Below are 17,355 nucleotides of genomic sequence, written 5' to 3'. Positions count from 1 at the left end.
GGGCGTGCAGGGGCGGCCCGCTGCTGCGGGCCGCCCCTTATGTGTTGGTCGCCGGCGGTCAGGACTCGGTGCGCGCTACGCGGCGCGGTCGTCCTCCTGGTCGTCCTCGTCCTGGTCTTCCTGGCTGTTCTGCTCGGTCTCACCGTCGGCGGGGCCGTCCACGGCGGTCACGCGGTCGTACGCCGCGCGAAGCCGTTCGCTCCCCGCCTTGTGGCCCATGTCCCGGAAGCGCCGGTTGACCTCGTTGTATGTGTCGGCGCCTGCGGAGATGAGGACCGTGACGAGCATGTCGAGTTCGATGGTGCTCAGTCGCTCGCCGGGCGTGAGCCGTGCCGCAACCGCTTCCGGGTCCTCGGTGGCGTCCGTGCCGCCCGCAGGGGATCCCGGCGCGGACTGTGCCGCTGTGCCGCCGGTCGTGCCGGTTGCGGGTTCCTGCTGTGCCGCCGTGCCGTTCGGCGTGCCGCTCTTCGGCGCGGGCTGTGCCGGTGTGCCGGTTCGCGGCTGTGCCGGTGTGCCGGTGTGCCGGTTCGGCGTGCCGGATGCTGTGCCGGTTTCGGGGGTGTGCCGTGCCGCCGCGCCGGATTCCGTGCCGGAAGGTGTGCCGCCGCCCGTGCCTGTTTCGGTTTCGGCGCGGCGGGGGCGGCGGTTCTTCGTGCCGGTTTCGGCACACTCGGCGTCGCCTTCCGTGCCGGATCCGGTCTCGTCCGTGCCGGTTTCGCCGCGCTGGTGCAGTACGAGCGCGTCGGCGTCGGCGATTCCGGCACGGAGCGAGAGGGCGAAGAGCGTCCAGCACAGGCCGAGCAGGACGGACATGACGACCATGGCGACGGTGACGATGCCGGCCTCGCCCATGTGGATGTGGGCGGTGACCTCTGCCCCGTAGCCGGTCGTCATGATGGCCCCGGCCACGCCCTGCACCCATCGGGATTCGGTGACGGCGCTGGACAGCAGGATCAACTCTGCGGCCATGACCAGGACTTGCAGGGCGATGGGCACGGTCCACGCCGCGACCTGGGCGAAGTCCTCGGGGAAGTATTCGCGGAGGATCTTGACCTGCACGGCCGCGAACGCGAAGGACACGGCCAGGAGCACGCCGAGGGATACGTACGTGATGACGCGGTAGATGGTCGCCGTGGTGGTGCGCATCTGCTCGGCGACCATCTCGCGGACGAGCAGGTTGTGCCCGCCCTGTGCCGCCGTGCCGGTGGGTGTGCCGGTCGTGGCGCGCTTGCGTGCCGGTGTGCCGGTTCCGGTGCGCTTGCGGGGGGTCGTGCCGGAGTCGGGGCGCGGGCGTGCCGTTTTCGGCTGTGCCGTCCGCGACTTCGGCGCGCGTGCCGTCTTCTCGCGCTCGCGCTCCTGCTTGCGTGCCGTTTTGGCGGCCTTGCGTGCCGCGCGCTTCTCCGCCCAACTCGGCTGTGCCGGTTCGGGGGTGGGTGCGGGCTGTTCGTCGGTGCGGGGTGTGCCGGTTTCGGTGGTGAGTGCCATGGGTGTCACCGCCGAACCGTGATGCGCTGCGTCTGGGTGACGGTGACCGTGCCGCCGTCGCGCTTGCCGCGCAGCAGCGCGACGAGGACGACGGCGGCGAGGGCGGCGGCTCCGAGGATCGGGGCGGCGGCCGCGATGAACGCGGCGGCCTGGGCGAGCAGCCATCCGATGCCCCAGACCACGAACGCGACGAACGCGATCACGGCACCGCCGAGGGCGGCGTATGCGGCGGTCTTCCACGCCCATCGGGGGATGAGCGGGGCAATCGGTGCCGGGCCGTCCTCGGAGGCCTCTGCGGGCCCGTCAGCGGCCTTCTCGGCGGTGTTCTCGGGGGTGCTGGCGGTCGCCTCGGCGGGCTGGTCGGCCTCTGCTGCGAGGCGTTCCTGCTCGCGCACCCAGGCGGCGAGGAGTTCGGCGGTGGACGGGATCGGCGCCGGGTCTTCGTGCTTGGTGAGCGAGGCGGGTGTGTCGGGGATGAGGTAGGCGGTGAGATCCTCGGTGTCGGCGGCGGCCGGCCGGTCGTCGTTGCGGTGGTCCATGGGGTTCCGTTCCTCGTGTCGTGGGCTGCTGCGGGGCTCGTCCGATGGCGCGGACGGGCCCCTTTTCGTACGGGTGCCAGGGGCTGTCAGCCGGTGTCACACCTGCTGCGACCTGGTGTTTTCTGTTGTGTCAGGCGATGCGGAAGCGGCCTGCGCGGCGGGTCTCGATGAGCTGCCCGGCATCGATCAGGTGGCTGATGTGGGTGGCGATCCAGGTGCGGGACCGGCCGATGCGCGGGGCTGCTTCGGTGAGGTCGGCCGTGGTGACGAAGTAGCGGCCGGCTGCGGCGAGTTCGGTCAACAAGGCGTCGATGACCGCGGCCGCGCGTTCGGGGGTGGAGTGGCCGGGGCGGTGTTCGGCGAGGTCGTCGTGGAAGAACTGCAGGAGTCGTTGGAACTGGCTGTTGGTGATCTCGGTGGTGCTGGCGTAGCCCCAGTTGGGCGGTTCGCGGGTGACGATCCGGGCCACGGTGGGGCCGGGGGATGCGTCGATGGCGGCCCAGTTGCGGAGGGCCGCGGCGAGCACGCGGGCTTTGGCTCCCCCTTCTTCTGCCTCTTTCATGACGGTTTGTCTCCTGGGGTGTCAGCAGGTGTCAGGGCCGGGTGTCAGCGCGGTGCCAGGCGTACGCGCACGCGCGTTACCTAAGCGATCTGCCGCCTTGGGTGTCAGCCCTGTCAGTGGGTGTCAGAGCCTGTTAGTGCAGGTCAGCCGCTATGTCAGGGATGTCAGGGCGTCGAACCCGGCTGCGGCGGTGGTGCTGGCGTGCCGTCAGCCGGGTGTCGGTGCAGGTCGCTTGCGGTGCCAGCGCTCAGGCCTCGGCCATCTCGGGGTAGAGGAGCCGGAAGTCTCCGGGCTTCTCGCCGTCGTCGAGGTGGATGCCCTGCTCGGCCAGGTCGGAGAGCCGGCCGGACAGCCAGGCACGCGAGCGGCCGATGCGGGAGGACTTGCCGTAGGGCTGGAAGTTGCGCGGGCCGATGACCTCAAGGCCCTGCTCGCGGAACTCCTCCAGCATGGCGAGCAGTTCGGCCTCGGCCTCTTCGGTGGTCTTCTCGCGCTGCGGCTCGGGGGTCTGCCCGAAGGTCCACACCTGGTCGGCGGGAAGGGAGGGGATCTCGGCGTCGGGGTCGACGTCGGCGTCGGGGCCCTCGTCGTCGCCGACCATGGCGTTTACCGCCCGGTCCTCCTGCTTCTCCATCAGGGCGCGCTCGCGGGCCCTGCGCTCCTCTTCGGTCATGACGATGCCCTCCTTGGGCTGGCTGGTGGTGGTGTTGGTGGTGCGGGTCAGTACGTCGTCGACGGTGTAGACGGCGCGGTCCGCGTACGCCTCGCCGCCGGCCTGGGCCGTGACGGGGTCGGCCGCGGTCTTCGGGGCCGCGGAGAGGACGGCGACGATCTCCTCGTCGGTGAGCGGGATGAAGGTGCGCGCCTTCATCGCGTAGCGCTCCTCGTCGATGCCGGGCGCGACGAGGTAGTTGTAGCCGGGCTTGCGGTTCTCCCAGGCCTGCGGGCGGGCGCCGGCGTCGAGGACGTCGTCGGGCAGTGCCATGGCGGCGGTGGTGTCGCCCTTGACGCCGAAGACGAGGGCGCCGCCGAGCTGTTCGCGCACGTCGGTCGGCATCGAGGTCGCGGAAGGCCGCTGCAGGCTGATGATGACCGAGATACCGGCGGAGCGGGCCTCCATGACGAGGCCTTCCATCTCGGTGCCGTTGCGGAAGAACTTCGCCGCTTCTTCGATCCAGACGACCATGTAGGGCATGCCGAGCTGCTCGTACGCCTGGGGGGTCCAGTTCTTGAAGCCCGCCCGGCCGAGGGCGTCGGCGCGGGCGGTGATGACCTGGGTGAGGGCGTCGATCATCTCGTTGCCCTCGGCCTCGCTCAGGGCCGTCCAGTCCATGAACGGCAGCAGCGGCCCGAAGGTCTGGCGGCCCTTGGACGGGTCGATGCCCCACACGATCGCGTTGTAGCGGGTCAGGGTCTCGACGATCGCGAACTTGAACCCCTCACTCTTGCCCGAGCCGTTCATGCCCGCGCCCAGGAAGTGCGTGGCGTTCCGCTTGGTCACCTCGTCGTACGGGAACCAGAAGATCTCCGGTTCGCCGTCCTCGTAGACGCCGATGACGACCGGCGCGGTGATGGAGCCGCCGAACGCCGAGGGGCCGGGCCAGGGGGTGCCGTCGGTGAGCACGTCCTTGGGCACGAGCACGAACTCGCCCTGGGAGGCGTCGTCCGGGTCGGCCTTGACGCGGATCGCGTTCGGCGAGACGCCGGCCTCGACCGCGATGTTCTCGATATGCCGCCCGATGTCGGCGTTCGTCATCGACGGGTCGGTGATCTTGTAGGGGGCGGTGACCTTGTTCGGCTCGACCTTCGGCGCACCACGCAGGGCCAACTTGGCGTTGCCGAGAGCCTTGACCAGAACGCCGGTCTCCGCGGAGCCCTCGCCGTCCTTGGCCGCGTCGGGGTTGACCCGCATGGCCTGGCGGACGTTCCAGCTGCCTGCGGCGACCGCTCCGCCGATCGCCAGGGTGGACAGCAGCGCGGGGTCGAGCGGGTCGACGTAGGTACCGACGACCAGGTACGTGCTGGCGGCACCGGCCGACAACGTGGCGTGGATACGGCGGTGCGCCTTGGTGCCATGGGCACCAAGCCAGGTGGACGCGGTGAACGCCCCGGCGGCGACGGTCAGTCCGATCGCGGCGATGGGGCTGTCCCCCCAGAAGGCGTGGGTGGCGACGGTGGCAGGGAGTTCGGCCGCGACAGCGATCCACGGTCGGCTGCGCGGGTGTTGGAGGGCCTTGGTGGCGGCCTTGGACAGGGCCGAGCTGTCGCTGGACATGGGCTGTTCTCTCCCGGGGGTCTGAAAGAGGGGGTGGTGTCGGAAGGCAGAAGGCGGGGCCGCGGCGGGTGGCCGCGGCCCCGTGGCGCAGGTCAGCGCCAGGTGAACTTGGAGGAGACCTTGTTGCGCTCCTGGATGCGGCCCTTGCCGACCTGGCGGAGGGCGGAGTCGAACTCGCGCTCAAAGTTCCCGAAGATCTGCGCGAAGTACTTCTGCATGTTCTTCGCGGCGGCGGCGGCCTTCTTGCCCGGACGGGCGACGCGGCGGGCCCGGCCGCGGGCCCCGCTGCGGGAGCCGTTCACGTCGGGGATCGTCGCGAGGGCGGCCTGCAGGTAGTCGAAGTCCATCGCGAGCTCGGTGGCGAGGTCGCGGGCCTTCTTGCGGCGGTACTCGCAGTAGGCGCGGATGTCCTCGTTCGACATGAAGTCCGCGCCGGGGACGCCGCCCTTGCTGGTGCCGGCCGGGCCCTTGCCGAAGCTGATGCCCTTGTCCTCGCCCTTGTCCTTCTCGTGGACGTGGATGTTGAAGCCGCCGTTCTTCTCCTTGATCCGGTTCACGGTGCGGGACCGGTTGATGTTCTTGACGGTGCGGGGCGCACCGCCGTTGGTGGCCCCGCTGTTGCGCTGCGGGGGCGCCTGGGGGGTGGGCTGGGTGGTCCAGCCGCTTCCGTTGGTGGGCGCGTAGTTCGGCTTGGGCGGGATGCTCACGTGTCCTCCTCGGACAGCTCGGTGCCCGGCTGCTCGCGGGCGGGGCTCGGTGGTCGTTCAGGTCAGCGGGGGGTGTCCGCCGGCTTCAGCAGGCGGACCGAGGCCCAGGCGGCGGTAAGGCCGCCGACGAAGCCGAGGGCGTGCGCCTCGGCGTAGGCCCAGACGCTGACCCCGGCCCCGGCCAGGAACAGCCAGGTGCGGGCACTGCGTAAGCGGCTGGCGAGCATGAACGACTCCTCGGTGCGAAGACGGGCCGGGCCCGGCGCGGAGGGGATCCGCGCCGGGCCCGGCAGAGCGGCGGCGGCCCGCTGCTCCCCACCGCCCCCGCCCGGACAGGCGCGGAGGCGACAGGCAACAGCAGGTCAACCCCGCTGCTCCTTCTGGTGCTTGAGGTAGTCGTTGTCGCGGTGGGCGCGGATCTCGAGGAGCCGTACGCCCACCCCGCACTGGCGGAGCCCGCCGGGCTCGCAGGACGGGCAGGTGTTCAGGTGCTGGTGGTAGGCCTGGCTCGCCTGCAGGTACAGGGCGTACAGGTCGCTGGCCCGGCTCACCGGGGCCTCTGCTGCGACTGCCGGTTGGCCTCGCCGACCTTCTTCGACAGCGCGGCGCGCTCGGCGTCGGTCAGGCGCGTGATGAGGGCGATCACCGCTTTCCCTCCCGTACGCGTCGCAGGGCCTCGTCCATGATCGGGTCGGAATCCGTGGTCTTGATCGGTCGTGCGATGCTGTTCATCCGGGCCTCCCATAAGGCCTGTTGGACAGCCCCAGGGGCGCAATCCCTGGGGCTGTCGTGTGTCGACTGCTCGGTCGAGCAGCCGCACGGCCGTCCCCGGCTACTCGTGATCCGGGGACGGCCGTGCGGGCTCGCGGCGATCAGTCCAGTTCGAGGCCGTCGGGGACCTCGCCGTCGCGGAGAGCAGCGGCGATGTGTCGGTACTCGCGGGCGTTCTGGCGGGCGATGACCGTGCAGCGGGAGGCGACACCCTGGGCGTACTCGCTGTGCGCCGGGTCCTTCGCGGCCTGTTCGCCGTCGATGGCGGCAGCGGTCGAACGGTCGGCCTCGGCTTCGAAGTAGCCGGCTTCCTTGTTCAGCCGGGCTTGGGAATAGCGGGACATCGGTGTCCTTCCGGTCAGTTGGTGCGGGGCGGGTTCAGGCACCGAGACGCTTGGCCTGCTGCTCCAGGTCGTGGATGCGGTCGGCGATGTCAGCGCGCTGCCGGCGGGACAGGCCCGGCTTGGTCAGCTGGCGCCGGGTCATGGTGAGTTGATCGCGTACGCGCTGATGCGGGCTGCGGGGGTCCGTCGGGATCGGCATGGCGTTCTCCTGTCGGGTGTTGAGTCCGTGCCGTACGTAGATCGCCCTGCACCGGCCGGTGTTGAGGCGGCCGGTGCAGGGCGATCTGCGGAGGGTGCGGGGCTCGGGCGGGTCAGCGGGTGGTGTGGGGGTGGAGCGTGGTCTGCGGTACTGCGGGGCTCTCCGCCGGGGTGTCACCGGCGGGCACCGCCTGGCGGTGCTTGTCGGTGGCTGCCACGTGGGGCAGCACCTTGTCCCAGTCGGCCTTGCGCCCTCCCGGCGTGCGGTCCGCGCGGGCCTGCAGGATGCGGTCGGTCTGCGGGCTGAAGGCCTTGGGCAGCACGGCGGTTGCCGTGCGGCTGGAGGCTTCCGTGATCGCGTCAGCCAGGGCGTTGCGCCAGTCGGCGATCGTGATGTCCCACTTGATGACGCGGTTGCTGCTCCGGCAGCGGATCGCGGCGTCGACGCCGGCCTTGCCGGTGTGGTGCGGGACCAGCTTCTGGACCTTGGCTTTGATGCCGGTGATCGGCACCCAGGTCCCGCAGTCCTCGCAGACCAGTACGGCGTTGAGCAGGTCGCGGAGGTCGATGTGCGAGGGCGGGAGCTGGGAGAGCTTCAGGGCGGGGAGGCTGCTGACCCGCTTGGTGCGGGTGCGGCGGGGACGCTCCTTGGCGACAGGCTGCGCCGAAACGGCCATGGTGGATCTCCTCATGTGCGAAGGGGAGAGGGTGCATCGCGGTGCTCTCTCCGACCGCCAGGCCGCGCGGGAAGTCCCGGCGCCCTGATGGACGGACAACGCATAGCGCTGCGATGTGCAGCAGGAAGTCGAGCAACCCGGGGGATTTAGTGGTGCATCGACCCCGACCCCCTCTCGCGAAGGGGGACGACTACCTGCGGTGGTGCTCACTCGGTGTTCCGACGGTTCACCGAGGGGTTACGTACTTCAGGTTGCCTCAGGTACCCTCAGGTGTCAAGCGGTATAGTGAGGCACCCAGATGGAAACGAAGGAGGCGAAGGCGAAATGACCGGGCGACCCCGAGCCGACAATCGGCCGCCATACGCACGCATCGCGGGCCACTACCGTGACCTGATCAGCTCCGGGGAACTCTCGCCTGGCGACCTGTTGCCGAGCATCAAGACGCTGGCTGCTGAGTGGGATGTCAGCACGGCCACTGCGGACCGGGCGATGAAGTTGCTTCGCGACGAGAGGCTCGTGCGGGGCATCCCAGGTGTTGGCACCGAGGTGATGGCGCGCCCCATCTCACTGTCCTCCGGTTCGGAGCGCCACGACCGCAGCAGCAGGACGCAGTCGTCGTGGGGCGTCGGGGAGAGGTCTTCGGGCCACACCGCCGGCGTAGTCGAGGCCCCCGAGGACGTTGCCCAAGTACTCGGCATCGCGCCTGGTGACGACGTGATTCGCCGCAGCCGGGTATACCGAGACGCGCATGGCATCGTCGCGCACTCGACGTCGTGGATCCCCGCCGAATTCGCCCAGGTGCTACCGGAGTTGGCCCGGAGCAATCGGCTCAAGGGCGGCCTCTCCCTGGACTTGATCGCTCAAGCCACCGGGCGTCTCGTCGCACGCCGCGAGGATGAGGAGTCAGCGCGTATCGCCACGAAGGACGACCTTGAGCTCCTGGAGCTGGAGAGCCGCACCCGCGCGGCGATCCTCGTTCTGAGCGCGCGCTTCCTGGACGCCGACGGGGAACTGCTGGAGTACGGCGTCGACTTGGGCGCCCCGGGCCGCACCCGTCACACGACGTCAGAGGTGCCGCAATGACCACCCACGAGATCGCCGTCCTGGACGACACGCTCGTTTCCTGCCTTGAAACCCGCCTCAGCCAGCTCCTCCGAGCCGAGCGAACCGACACACTCACGCTGGAAGGACGATCCGAGATCGCCCGTACCTCCGCAGCCTTGTCTGGCCGACCGAGCCTTGCACCCCGCGCGATTCTCATGTCCGGCCTTCAGGGGTCCGGCAAGACGACCCTCGCCCGCGCCCTGGAGGCAGCCGGGTTCCGGCGCCTGTGCCCAGACGAGGAGATGTTCCGCCGCTACGGCCACTACGGCACTGACTTTCCCCGCGGGGAGTTCAGGATCAGGGAGGCCCCCGTACTCAAGGACATAGCCCTTGAGCTTCAGGAACTTGTACTCGCTGGACACGACACCGTGGTCGATCACGGTTTCTGGACCGCGGAAGAACGAGCCCAGTGGAAGGCAACCGTGATGGAGGCCGGCGGTGAGCCGGTTCTCATCTACCTGCCTGCGCCGCATGAGGTGCGCTGGGAGCGGATCCAGAAACGCAACGAGCAGTCCCTGGTCGACGCAAACGCGATCGAGTTCAGCGAGGAGGACCTCCTTCGCCATGCGGGCCGCTTCTCCCCGCCGACCTCCGAGGAAGCGCACATCGTCTACGACGGCAACCCGGACAACGTACTAACTGCGCTCCGACGAGCTCCGTCTGCAAGCGACTACTGATGAGGTGTTCTCAATCCCCCAGCCCCCGTAGTTCAGGGAGATCAACCATGTACGTGCACCGCTCCCCAGCCGCAGTTCACTCACCATGGCTCACCAGTACGCATGTGTTGCCACCCTGTGACCGAGGTTGCGGGCTCATGGGGAGTGAGGTGGTGAGTGCAGGAGCGAACTGTATGGGCAGGCACATCAACCGGCGGCCTGGCCGCCCCCCGACTCGGCTTCTGCGCAGCCCGCGCAAGGCGGACAACGGTGTCCCTACCGCGCGTAACGATCACGGTTACAGGGCGTAGGGTGACCCAACAGACTTGACCCACAAAAACCGAAACCCCCCGGGGAGCATGTTGGGTAGGTGCGCCAACACCTGTGATCCCAGCTCCCCGGAGGGCCCATAGACGCTGTCGAGTGTAGAGCAGAGTGCTACCGGATTCGATCCGGCCTCTTTCTCCCCCACTCGGTCAGCGGGATAGGTAGTGTCCGTAGTGGCCCAGCAGCATCCGAACCGTCCGCCGAACGACTGCTCCACCTGCCGGAAGGTGTTGAGCACCCGCACCATCCTGCTCCTTGAGAACCCGTCCGTGGCACCGACCACGGCGATGGTGTGTGAGCGCACCGGAATGAGTCGCCGAACCGTGCAGGTCCACACGGTGCACCTGACGAAGTACGGGCACCTCGACGGCGGCGTGCCGACGGATCTCCCGATCGATCCCGAGCCCGTTCTCGAACTGGTCCCTGAGCGCCTGACTCCGCTGCAGTGGGCATCGTCGGTCGTGGTGCAGTGCCCGACGTGCCGGTGCATCCTGTGCGAGCTCGCGCGGATCGCTCGGGGTAACTACCGAGGGCAGATCAGCATGAAGGAACTGGCTCTGCGGCTCGGCATGAACGAGCGGACCGTGCGTACTCACGCCCGTACCGGGCACCGGGAGACCCGCCTTTCCCGTCCGCACAGCCTGGTCGCGGACGGACTCGTGTCCTTCGACGCCGACGGGACGGTGACGGGCTGGGACGAGCAGGGCCGCAAGCACCACGTCCGCCGCCCCGACGTGTTCACCCTCGACCCCACCGAGGCCGCAGAGGTCATCACCGGGCCCTGGGGCGACGACATGTTCACCGACGGACTCGCCGAGCGGCTGCGCGCCGAGACCGAGTGGTTCGACCCGGCACACCGTCAGGCCTTGTGGATCGTGAGGTACATGGCCGACCTCATCCAGGCGGGCTGGCCCGAAGAGGTGCTGATGGCGAAGCTGCGCGAGCGCCCGCACCGGATGCCCATCAAACTGCCGTACCGGTACGCCAAGGCACGCCTCCCCCAGCGCGGAAAGCCGTACGTGCACTCCAAGGCAGCGCCGCCGCCGGCATTTGAGCGGCTGCGCTGCGCCAACCCCGCATGCGGGGTGCAGATGCAGCAGCCCCGGCCGGGCGGATTGTGCCGCGAGTGCCGGGAAGAAGTTGACGCAGGAGTGCTGACGATCCCGGAGTTGGTGAAGAGTGATGGCTGAGCAAGATCGGTCAGTGTCGGTGCCCTGCCCGAGGTGCCTGGCAGCCGAGGGCGAGCCGTGCGACGGCGACGTGGTGGTCCACTACGAGCGGCACCGGCTGCTCATGGAACGCCTGGGCCCCGCCGCGCACGGGAACCGGTTCCAGTCGAAGATCACGGCGGAGCACGAGGACGGTTCGCGGTGTCCCGACACCGGGCCCCGCCGGCACCGACAGCGTCCGCTCGATCCGCAGTGCCCTGGGCGTGTCTTCTTCCGGGCGACCTGCCGCGAGTGCCGGTGGACCTGCCGCAAGGAGCGCCGCAAGGACGCCCAGGCCGCGGGCGAGCTGCACGCACAGTTCTGTTGGGACCAGTACAGGTCGATGGACCCGCGCGAGCGGGCAGCGCAGCGCGAGGCGCAGCGCGTCCAGAACGTGATCAAGGTGGCCTGCCCGGTGTGCGACGCCGACGTAGGCGTTCACTGCCGGGACACCCGCGGCCGCCGGCCCCGGCCCTACATCCACTGGGACGGCTCACCCCGCGTCCACCTCAAGCGCTCCGCCGCTGCGCCCCATTACGGGCATCCGCTGCCATACCCGTGACCTCGCCTGAACTGCCTCTGGTTCTGCTGCTCTTGCCCAACGGTCAGACCGTGCGGGCACGTCTGCATGCCCAGCAGCAGACCGCGCTGGGCTGGAGGTGCCGCGTCGGCGTGCCGTTGTATCGGAACGTCGACGAGGAAGGGACCGCCGAGGCCGCCGAGTATCTGGTGTGGGTGACTCCGGGCATCCACGTCCAGCGGATCGAGGGGGAGGACTACTCAGGTGTGCCCACGGCCCCGCTGCGGTCGGCACCGGCCGAACCGGATCTGCGATGGGCATGGACGGTCGAGCGGCGCCGACTCGACGGTGGGCGCTTCGAGTTGGTGGTGCACACCTACGACTGTGCCGAGGCACCTGCCGGCGGCGAGGAGCTGAACATAGACCAGGCGCTCAACGCGTTGGAACGGCCCGGCGCTCGGGCCTGCCGCGTGTGCGATGCCGCTGCGTCCCTGCTGCCGCTCCTCGACGACCGGCCCGACACGAACGACCTGTAAGGGCGGGGCGAGGGTCGTAACCCGCAGCGCAGCAGGGAGGTTGGCACAGCGTGGACCAGGACCAGGCGGACGCGGAGTGCGTCGACTACGACCCGATGACGGACCTGCAGCGCCTCCCGCTGCTGACGCTCGCCGAGGCGTACGACGTCCTCGATGTGCTGCGCCGCACCGCGGCCGGCGGCGGGCCCGATGCGGCCGAAGCCCAACGCTGCGCGCACGTGCTGGCGTACCGGCTCCCTGCGCAGAACGAGCCCTCGGCGAACTGAGAGTTGCTGCCGCTGCCGTTGACGGCGGGGTGGAGGCCGTTGCCTCGGGAGCGGTGCGATCGAGGCGATTGTGCCTGAGTGCAACGAGCCGAGGCGGTTTTACGGCCGTAAAACGGGGTCAGGCCCGTGACGCGCCGTACCGCTGGTCGTTTCACCAGATGTGGGTGCCCGGAGGGGACATCCACGGGTCGAAGGACGAACGCGCACAGCGCCTCAGTACACCTCAAAGGGGCAGCCCCCCTGCTCCCCTCCTCCCCCGCGTTTTACGGCCGTAAAACAGGTCGCCCCGAGGCGACGATCCGGCCTGCTCTCGTTCTCTGAGAAGATGCTGCGCGTCCGAAGTACCGGAACATCGGGAAGTAATCGGAGAACGTACATGCCTTACATCAGCGTGCTCTTGAACCGGAAGGGCGGGGTCGGGAAGTCCCTGATCTCCACCATGCTGGCGGCTGTCTATGCGGAGACTCTTGGCGACAACGGGGAAGTTGCTGTTGTCTCGATTGACCCGCAGGGAACCACCATCGAACATGCCGAGAAGGTCAGGGCGAAGGGCCGTACAGTCCCCTTCCGCGTCCTTGACCTGAGCGGCCAGACGGATCGGCTGCGCCAGCTCCGCAAGGGCAAGGCAAGCGTCATCATCGTCGACACACCAGGCTTCATGCCGCTCAAGGCGGAAGATCCCGAGGACGAGTCCATCGACCCACTCGGCGATGGAACTGTCGGTGACTCGCTGCGCGCCATTCTCGACGTCGCCGACGACGTCATCGTCCCGCTTCCAGCCGAAGGCGCCGCCTTCACACCGACCATGGTGACCGTCGAGCGGGTCCTATGGCCGCGGCAGATGCCGCACGGTGTTCTGATCAACGACTGGGACCCACGGGATGGAACGGTCGACCGCGACCGGACGATCAGCCTGGCCAAGAAGCGCGGCTGGGACGTGTACAACACCACGATCCGCCACTACAAGCCCCATACCCGGGCACTCGCCAACGGTCGGCTCTGCACTCAGTACGAGTCCAACCACACCTCCACCAAGGCGAAGGCTGACTTCCAAGAGCTTGCGCTTGAACACCAGCTGCGCCGCCACAGGTACGCGGAGGTCCGGTGATGTCGTCCAGCCGCGACGAGTACGACGACTTCTTCGGTGACAGCGAGCCCGAGGCCGGCCCTTCCCCCGACGACACGCGTGCCGAAGGGCGGCTACTTCGGGTTCCTCTCAAGCGCCTGGCACCGAACACGGTCAACCCCCGGAGAAACTTCGGAACGCAGGAAGCCCTTGAGGATCTCGGCCGCAGCCTGAAGCGCCGTCAGCAGCAGCCCATCACTGTCGTCTCCAAGGGCAAGTACCTGAAACTCTGGGACCACACGGACCAGATCGGTGACGTGGACTTCGTCATCGTCTCCGGCGAGCGACGCTACCGCGGAGCCCTGGCAGGCAGTTTGTCCTCCCTCGAAGCGGTCGTGAACGATGCGATCGCCACGTCGCGGAAGTCGTTCCTCGACGCCGTGATGACCGAGAACTTCGACCGCGAGAACTTCGATCCGATCGAAGAGGCCTATGCGGTGCAGGCCATGGTCGACGAGTTCGGTTCCAACCGAGCCGTCGCCGAGCACTTCGGGCGCGCCGACGGATGGGTCACCCAACGCGTCTGCCTCACCTATCTGTCTCCCGAGCTGCAGCAGCAGGTCCGCGCGAGGACGCTCAGCCTCGAACTGGCCCGTTCTCTGGGCCAGAAGGCGAAGAAGCACGGTTGGGACTCTGACGAGCAGAAGCTGTGGCTGCAGCAGCAGCGTGAGCTGCTCGACGAGGAGCGGAAGGCAAAGAAGGAAGAGCGGCGGCAACAAAAGGCGGCGGACCGGGCGAAGGCACCGGACACAAAGGTGTCCGCTGACCGCCCGAGTTTTACGGCCGTCAAACCCCCCTCCGAGTCACAGGCACCCGTACCGGGAGAGACCAATCCTGCCGGGGAGGGTGCACAGCCCGCAACGGCCGATGCACCTGCCGACCGCGAGCAGCTCCCGGACCTCGTGGTACCCCAGGCCGTTCGGTGGGGAGACGTCGAGTTGGTGCACCGTACCCTCCGCCAATGGATGACAGATGAGAACTACCAGTCCTTGAGGAAGCGGATGCTCGCCGAGGGCTCCTGACCTCGACCGAGTGCGTCCGTTCCGACGTGCCGAGTTTTACGGCCGTAAAACTCGGCACGTCGGTCTGTCTGCCTCAACGACGGCGATTTTCTGCGGAAAATCGAGCGCCGTACGCCGCGCCGACCAACTCGGGTCCGGGCGGCTGCTGCTGACGCTGACGCGTGTTCCGCCCTTCTGACCTGCGACGGGGGCCTGTTCCGTTTCTGGATGCGGCGTCAGCGTCAGCGTCAGCGCCGGTCGTAGGCTGACCCTTCTCCATGCCCCACCACTCATCGGCGCGGCCGCCGTCCGCGCTGACGCAAACGAACGCGGGGCCCGCACCACACGGTGCGGGCCCCGCCGTTGTTCGCGGTCGCATGACCGGCCTGGCGTTCGTACGGTGCAGGTCCTAGGCAGTAGCCGCGAGGAACAGCGCGGCCACGACCAGGACGACGACGTGCGCGGTCTGGTCAACGTGCCCGGCACCCCCGTGGTTGGCGAACTTCGGCTGCCGGGCGAAGTCCATCCATGTCGGCAGGCGATGGGCCAGCGCCGGTCAATCAGCCCGTGCGTGACGCCGATCCAAACCAGCGCGGCCGCGGCTGGGAGCGGCGCGAGAGTGACCTCGTCGAGGGCCAGGGCGCCGAGGCCGAGCGCGGCCGCGCAGACGAGGACGTGCGTCGCCGCGTGCGCAAGGTTCGCGCCCCACCCCTCTGCGCCCGACTCCGCCTTGTGGTCGGCCTGGTGGTCGGTCTGCAAACCAAAAGTCGGCGATCCAGTGGGCGGTAAGGAGGAGAACGACGAGGGCTGCGAACATGGTGGTGCTCCTGTCTGTGATGGTCGGGAGTAACAGCGGGCGGCCGTACGCCGGCAAGTGAACGGCCGCCCGCGCCAGGTCAGTTGTCCTTCTCGTTGTGCTCGTACAGCTTGGCGACGTTCTGTCGCGACATCTGGGCACGCTTGGCGAGTTCGGTGTCAGTGGGCCGCTGGTCGTCCCAGGCGAGGACGCGGTACAGCCGGGAGTACAGCCCGGAGCGGTGGCGGGCTACTTCGTCCTTGGCGGCCTTGAGGGCCGCTCCGTAAGAGTCGACCTCGGCCAGGACCTGCTTCCGCAGCTCGTCCCGGACCTCTCGCACAGTGCCCCTTGTGGCACTGAGCAGCGTGACGCCCTCGGCGGCCGCGGCCTGCTCGGCGTTCTGCAGCGCGGTGTCGAGTTGAGCGTCGGAGGTCTCGTCGGTGACCAACCCAGGGTGGGTGCGCAGGAACTCGGCGGCGGGCATCGTCTGGCGGTCGCCGAGCGCCTTCCGTCGGTTCTCGTAGAGCCAGGCGCGGGTGCCGATGAGCGCCACGTCGGGCTCGCTCAGGGAGAGGCCGAGCCCCTCGGCGATGGCGGGGTTGTGGTCGAGCCCGAAGCGGTTGAGGTCCTCCGCCACCTCGTCGAGGTGCACGTCATCGAGGGACGCCCAACGATCCTGCACGAGCTGGGGGAACACGGACACGGCTTCGTGCATGTTCACGAGCTCGGGGCGCCGGCCAACGGGCGGGAGCTGGTGGCGGTCGCACGCGGCCGTGATGTCACGCCCCGCACTGGCAGCCTCGGCCGTCCAGTCGAAACCGTCCGTACCAGGCACGGCAGCCAGGTTGAGAAGGAGAGCCTCGGCGAGAGGAGCAATCCGATTCAGGAAGTCGTTGGCCTGCTCGCAAGTGAGGTAGGGGCGCTCCTCGACGTTCAGGCCGGCGTCGAGGACCCACCAGATGACATCGGGGACCGTCAGCCAGTGGAACGGCGCGAAGAGCCCACCCGTGGGCGGGTAGCTCCGGTTCGCCTGACGGGGGGCCCTCCAGTCGTCGCAGTGAAACGACAGCTCTCCGCGCCGGACGTCCAGGACAACCATCTGGTACGCCCATGCCTGGGCGTGCAGACGGCCGGCCTCGTACGCGCCCTTCGAGTCGAGGTACCGGCGGGCCTCAGCCTGGTCGGGCGGAGTCGGAATCTGATCGGGCGTGACCTCACGGACCACCAGGGCGGGCAGCTGCGCGGCGGTGTTCTCCATCTCCATCATGCAACCAGATTGCCTCTCAACTCCCAGTCAACGCAACCTGGTTGCACACTATTGGCCGAGAATCGCAACCTGACCGATTCCCGACGACCCGGCGCCGCACAGTGCGCCGCCCCGCCCTGGGCGAAGTCGTGAACTTCGCCCAGGGCGGGGCTTGCTGAGCACCATTCAGCGCTCATCCACCCCCAGCCCGTTCAGTGGCCATGCGCCCCAGGCCCACGAACCCCGACAACAAGGACTGCGTGCCCCCGGAGGCCCTAGGGGCACGCCCTGGGGCACGCATCCGAACTCGCCTCCCTCGTACCGTCATTGGCCGCGAGAGGCGTACAGGGCGACGTACACGGCCACCCCCAACGTGAGCGCCGGCGCAAGGCTTGGGTGCTGGTAGGCGATATAGGCAACAAGGCCGGCTGCAGTGCACACGGCCAGAAGGACAAGGTGATCGTTATTCGGCATGCCGCAGACGATCAGGTGCCGAGGGGTTAGCCCTGCAACTCCCGCTGGCCTCCACGACGTCGGCGACCGAGCCAGCGCAGCCCACGAAATCATCCACAAGCCCCGCGGCAAGAGGGGCGCACAAGGTTTCACGCATTCAGAACGGCGGTGGCTCAACATCGTTGAGCGTCTTCAGCTCTGGGCCACTCGGCGTGGGCAACCTCCATGACTGGGCATCACCTCTCGCACCATCAAGCCGGACTGACGCCCCCTCACCTCCCAGCTCCGCCCCGCGCCTGACCCTGAGTCACCGGTTTCGTGTCGTGGCGGGCAGAATGCTGCGCCCCCACACATGTTCGAATCCAAACTGTGGAAAGGGGGCGCAGATTCATGCCCGCCACGACACGAAAGCCAGGGGGGCGCAGATTCATGCCCGCAAAGGTGCACCCACAAAAGCGCAGGTCAGAGGGGGCGCAGAAATCTGCCCGCATTGAACACGAAGCACGTTCCCCCAGGTCAAGGCACATGAGGGCAGGGGGGCGCAGATTCATGCCCGTG

At 68.7% G+C, this 17,355-nt stretch carries 19 protein-coding genes; 8 read left to right on the top strand and 11 right to left on the bottom strand.

Translation table 11 applies throughout. The features are described 5' to 3' along the window. Positions 1-75: 75 nt before the first annotated feature. From QIS96_RS31435 to QIS96_RS31390, 10 genes are all read right to left on the bottom strand, one after another. Positions 76-1,485 (bottom strand): hypothetical protein, encoded by a 1,410-nt coding sequence (locus tag QIS96_RS31435; RefSeq protein WP_282546229.1) that lies wholly within the window; start codon positions 1,483-1,485, stop codon positions 76-78. Positions 1,486-1,490: 5 nt separating this feature from the next. Further along, complete coding sequence (locus tag QIS96_RS31430; protein ID WP_282546228.1) at positions 1,491-2,024, bottom strand: hypothetical protein; 534 nt, start codon at positions 2,022-2,024, stop codon at positions 1,491-1,493. A 130-nt stretch (positions 2,025-2,154) separates the two neighbouring features. Further along, positions 2,155-2,586 (bottom strand): hypothetical protein, encoded by a 432-nt coding sequence (locus QIS96_RS31425; RefSeq protein WP_282546227.1) that lies wholly within the window; start codon positions 2,584-2,586, stop codon positions 2,155-2,157. A 247-nt stretch (positions 2,587-2,833) separates the two neighbouring features. Then, on the bottom strand, positions 2,834-4,861 hold the full coding sequence (gene traB / locus QIS96_RS31420; protein ID WP_282546226.1) for a plasmid transfer protein TraB: 2,028 nt from the start codon (positions 4,859-4,861) through the stop codon (positions 2,834-2,836). Between the two features lie 92 nt (positions 4,862-4,953). After that, entirely contained in the window at positions 4,954-5,568 is a 615-nt protein-coding gene (traA, locus tag QIS96_RS31415) for a plasmid transfer protein TraA (protein WP_282546225.1), read from the bottom strand. Between the two features lie 62 nt (positions 5,569-5,630). Next, the gene (locus tag QIS96_RS31410; RefSeq protein ID WP_282546224.1) at positions 5,631-5,795 is read right to left on the bottom strand and encodes a hypothetical protein; all 165 of its coding nucleotides are present in this window, start codon (positions 5,793-5,795) and stop codon (positions 5,631-5,633) included. A 135-nt stretch (positions 5,796-5,930) separates the two neighbouring features. Beyond that, positions 5,931-6,119, bottom strand: a complete 189-nt coding sequence (locus QIS96_RS31405) for a hypothetical protein (protein ID WP_282546223.1) — start codon at positions 6,117-6,119, stop codon at positions 5,931-5,933. A gap of 321 nt (positions 6,120-6,440) precedes the next feature. Continuing rightward, positions 6,441-6,683 (bottom strand): hypothetical protein, encoded by a 243-nt coding sequence (locus QIS96_RS31400; RefSeq protein ID WP_282546222.1) that lies wholly within the window; start codon positions 6,681-6,683, stop codon positions 6,441-6,443. Positions 6,684-6,717: 34 nt separating this feature from the next. Further along, complete coding sequence (locus QIS96_RS31395) at positions 6,718-6,882, bottom strand: hypothetical protein (protein ID WP_282546221.1); 165 nt, start codon at positions 6,880-6,882, stop codon at positions 6,718-6,720. 112 nt (positions 6,883-6,994) lie between these two features. After that, on the bottom strand, positions 6,995-7,558 hold the full coding sequence (locus QIS96_RS31390; protein ID WP_282546220.1) for a hypothetical protein: 564 nt from the start codon (positions 7,556-7,558) through the stop codon (positions 6,995-6,997). Between the two features lie 324 nt (positions 7,559-7,882). Between QIS96_RS31390 and QIS96_RS31385 the strand changes: the two genes are divergently transcribed. The 8 genes from QIS96_RS31385 to QIS96_RS31350 all read left to right on the top strand — a co-directional run bounded on the left by QIS96_RS31385 (position 7,883) and on the right by QIS96_RS31350 (position 14,323). Then, on the top strand, positions 7,883-8,641 hold the full coding sequence (locus QIS96_RS31385) for a GntR family transcriptional regulator (protein ID WP_282546219.1): 759 nt from the start codon (positions 7,883-7,885) through the stop codon (positions 8,639-8,641). Further along, positions 8,638-9,339 (top strand): AAA family ATPase, encoded by a 702-nt coding sequence (locus tag QIS96_RS31380; RefSeq protein WP_282546218.1) that lies wholly within the window; start codon positions 8,638-8,640, stop codon positions 9,337-9,339. The genes QIS96_RS31385 and QIS96_RS31380 overlap by 4 nt, the downstream gene beginning before the upstream one ends. Positions 9,340-9,875: 536 nt before the next feature. Continuing rightward, a complete protein-coding gene (locus tag QIS96_RS31375) occupies positions 9,876-10,835 on the top strand; it encodes a helix-turn-helix transcriptional regulator (protein ID WP_282546217.1) in 960 nt (319 codons plus the stop codon). 13 nt (positions 10,836-10,848) lie between these two features. Beyond that, the gene (locus QIS96_RS31370) at positions 10,849-11,415 is read left to right on the top strand and encodes a zinc finger domain-containing protein (protein ID WP_282546216.1); all 567 of its coding nucleotides are present in this window, start codon (positions 10,849-10,851) and stop codon (positions 11,413-11,415) included. A 50-nt stretch (positions 11,416-11,465) separates the two neighbouring features. Beyond that, positions 11,466-11,909: a DUF6233 domain-containing protein gene (locus tag QIS96_RS31365; RefSeq protein ID WP_282546215.1), complete on the top strand. Its 444-nt coding sequence runs from the start codon at positions 11,466-11,468 to the stop codon at positions 11,907-11,909. 50 nt (positions 11,910-11,959) lie between these two features. Beyond that, complete coding sequence (locus QIS96_RS31360) at positions 11,960-12,175, top strand: DUF6417 family protein (RefSeq protein ID WP_282546214.1); 216 nt, start codon at positions 11,960-11,962, stop codon at positions 12,173-12,175. Between the two features lie 376 nt (positions 12,176-12,551). Beyond that, positions 12,552-13,283, top strand: a complete 732-nt coding sequence (locus tag QIS96_RS31355; protein WP_282546213.1) for a ParA family protein — start codon at positions 12,552-12,554, stop codon at positions 13,281-13,283. Next, a complete protein-coding gene (locus QIS96_RS31350; protein WP_282546212.1) occupies positions 13,283-14,323 on the top strand; it encodes a ParB/RepB/Spo0J family partition protein in 1,041 nt (346 codons plus the stop codon). Before QIS96_RS31355 ends, QIS96_RS31350 begins: the two co-directional genes overlap by 1 nt. Positions 14,324-15,198: 875 nt before the next feature. Here the strand turns inward: QIS96_RS31350 and QIS96_RS31340 are convergent. Then, the gene (locus tag QIS96_RS31340) at positions 15,199-16,365 is read right to left on the bottom strand and encodes a hypothetical protein (protein ID WP_282546211.1); all 1,167 of its coding nucleotides are present in this window, start codon (positions 16,363-16,365) and stop codon (positions 15,199-15,201) included. Positions 16,366-17,355: the final 990 nt, after the last annotated feature.

Source organism: Streptomyces cavernicola (genome assembly GCF_029968035.1).
Taxonomy (GTDB): Bacteria; Actinomycetota; Actinomycetes; order Streptomycetales; family Streptomycetaceae; genus Streptomyces; species Streptomyces cavernicola.
Note: the sequence above shows the minus strand (reverse complement) of the source record. Positions and strands in the feature narration are given on the sequence as shown.

Excerpts from the sequence above, each read along its gene's own strand:
- QIS96_RS31435 (WP_282546229.1), bottom strand. The coding sequence starts at position 1,485 with ATGGCACTCACCACCGAAACCGGCACACCCCGCACCGACGAACAGCCC.
- QIS96_RS31430 (WP_282546228.1), bottom strand. The coding sequence starts at position 2,024 with ATGGACCACCGCAACGACGACCGGCCGGCCGCCGCCGACACCGAGGAT.
- QIS96_RS31425 (WP_282546227.1), bottom strand. The coding sequence starts at position 2,586 with ATGAAAGAGGCAGAAGAAGGGGGAGCCAAAGCCCGCGTGCTCGCCGCG.
- traB (WP_282546226.1), bottom strand. The coding sequence starts at position 4,861 with ATGTCCAGCGACAGCTCGGCCCTGTCCAAGGCCGCCACCAAGGCCCTC.
- QIS96_RS31410 (WP_282546224.1), bottom strand. The coding sequence starts at position 5,795 with ATGCTCGCCAGCCGCTTACGCAGTGCCCGCACCTGGCTGTTCCTGGCC.
- QIS96_RS31400 (WP_282546222.1), bottom strand. The coding sequence starts at position 6,683 with ATGTCCCGCTATTCCCAAGCCCGGCTGAACAAGGAAGCCGGCTACTTC.
- QIS96_RS31395 (WP_282546221.1), bottom strand. The coding sequence starts at position 6,882 with ATGCCGATCCCGACGGACCCCCGCAGCCCGCATCAGCGCGTACGCGAT.
- QIS96_RS31390 (WP_282546220.1), bottom strand. The coding sequence starts at position 7,558 with ATGGCCGTTTCGGCGCAGCCTGTCGCCAAGGAGCGTCCCCGCCGCACC.
- QIS96_RS31385 (WP_282546219.1), top strand. The coding sequence starts at position 7,883 with ATGACCGGGCGACCCCGAGCCGACAATCGGCCGCCATACGCACGCATC.
- QIS96_RS31380 (WP_282546218.1), top strand. The coding sequence starts at position 8,638 with ATGACCACCCACGAGATCGCCGTCCTGGACGACACGCTCGTTTCCTGC.
- QIS96_RS31355 (WP_282546213.1), top strand. The coding sequence starts at position 12,552 with ATGCCTTACATCAGCGTGCTCTTGAACCGGAAGGGCGGGGTCGGGAAG.
- QIS96_RS31350 (WP_282546212.1), top strand. The coding sequence starts at position 13,283 with ATGTCGTCCAGCCGCGACGAGTACGACGACTTCTTCGGTGACAGCGAG.
- QIS96_RS31340 (WP_282546211.1), bottom strand. The coding sequence starts at position 16,365 with ATGATGGAGATGGAGAACACCGCCGCGCAGCTGCCCGCCCTGGTGGTC.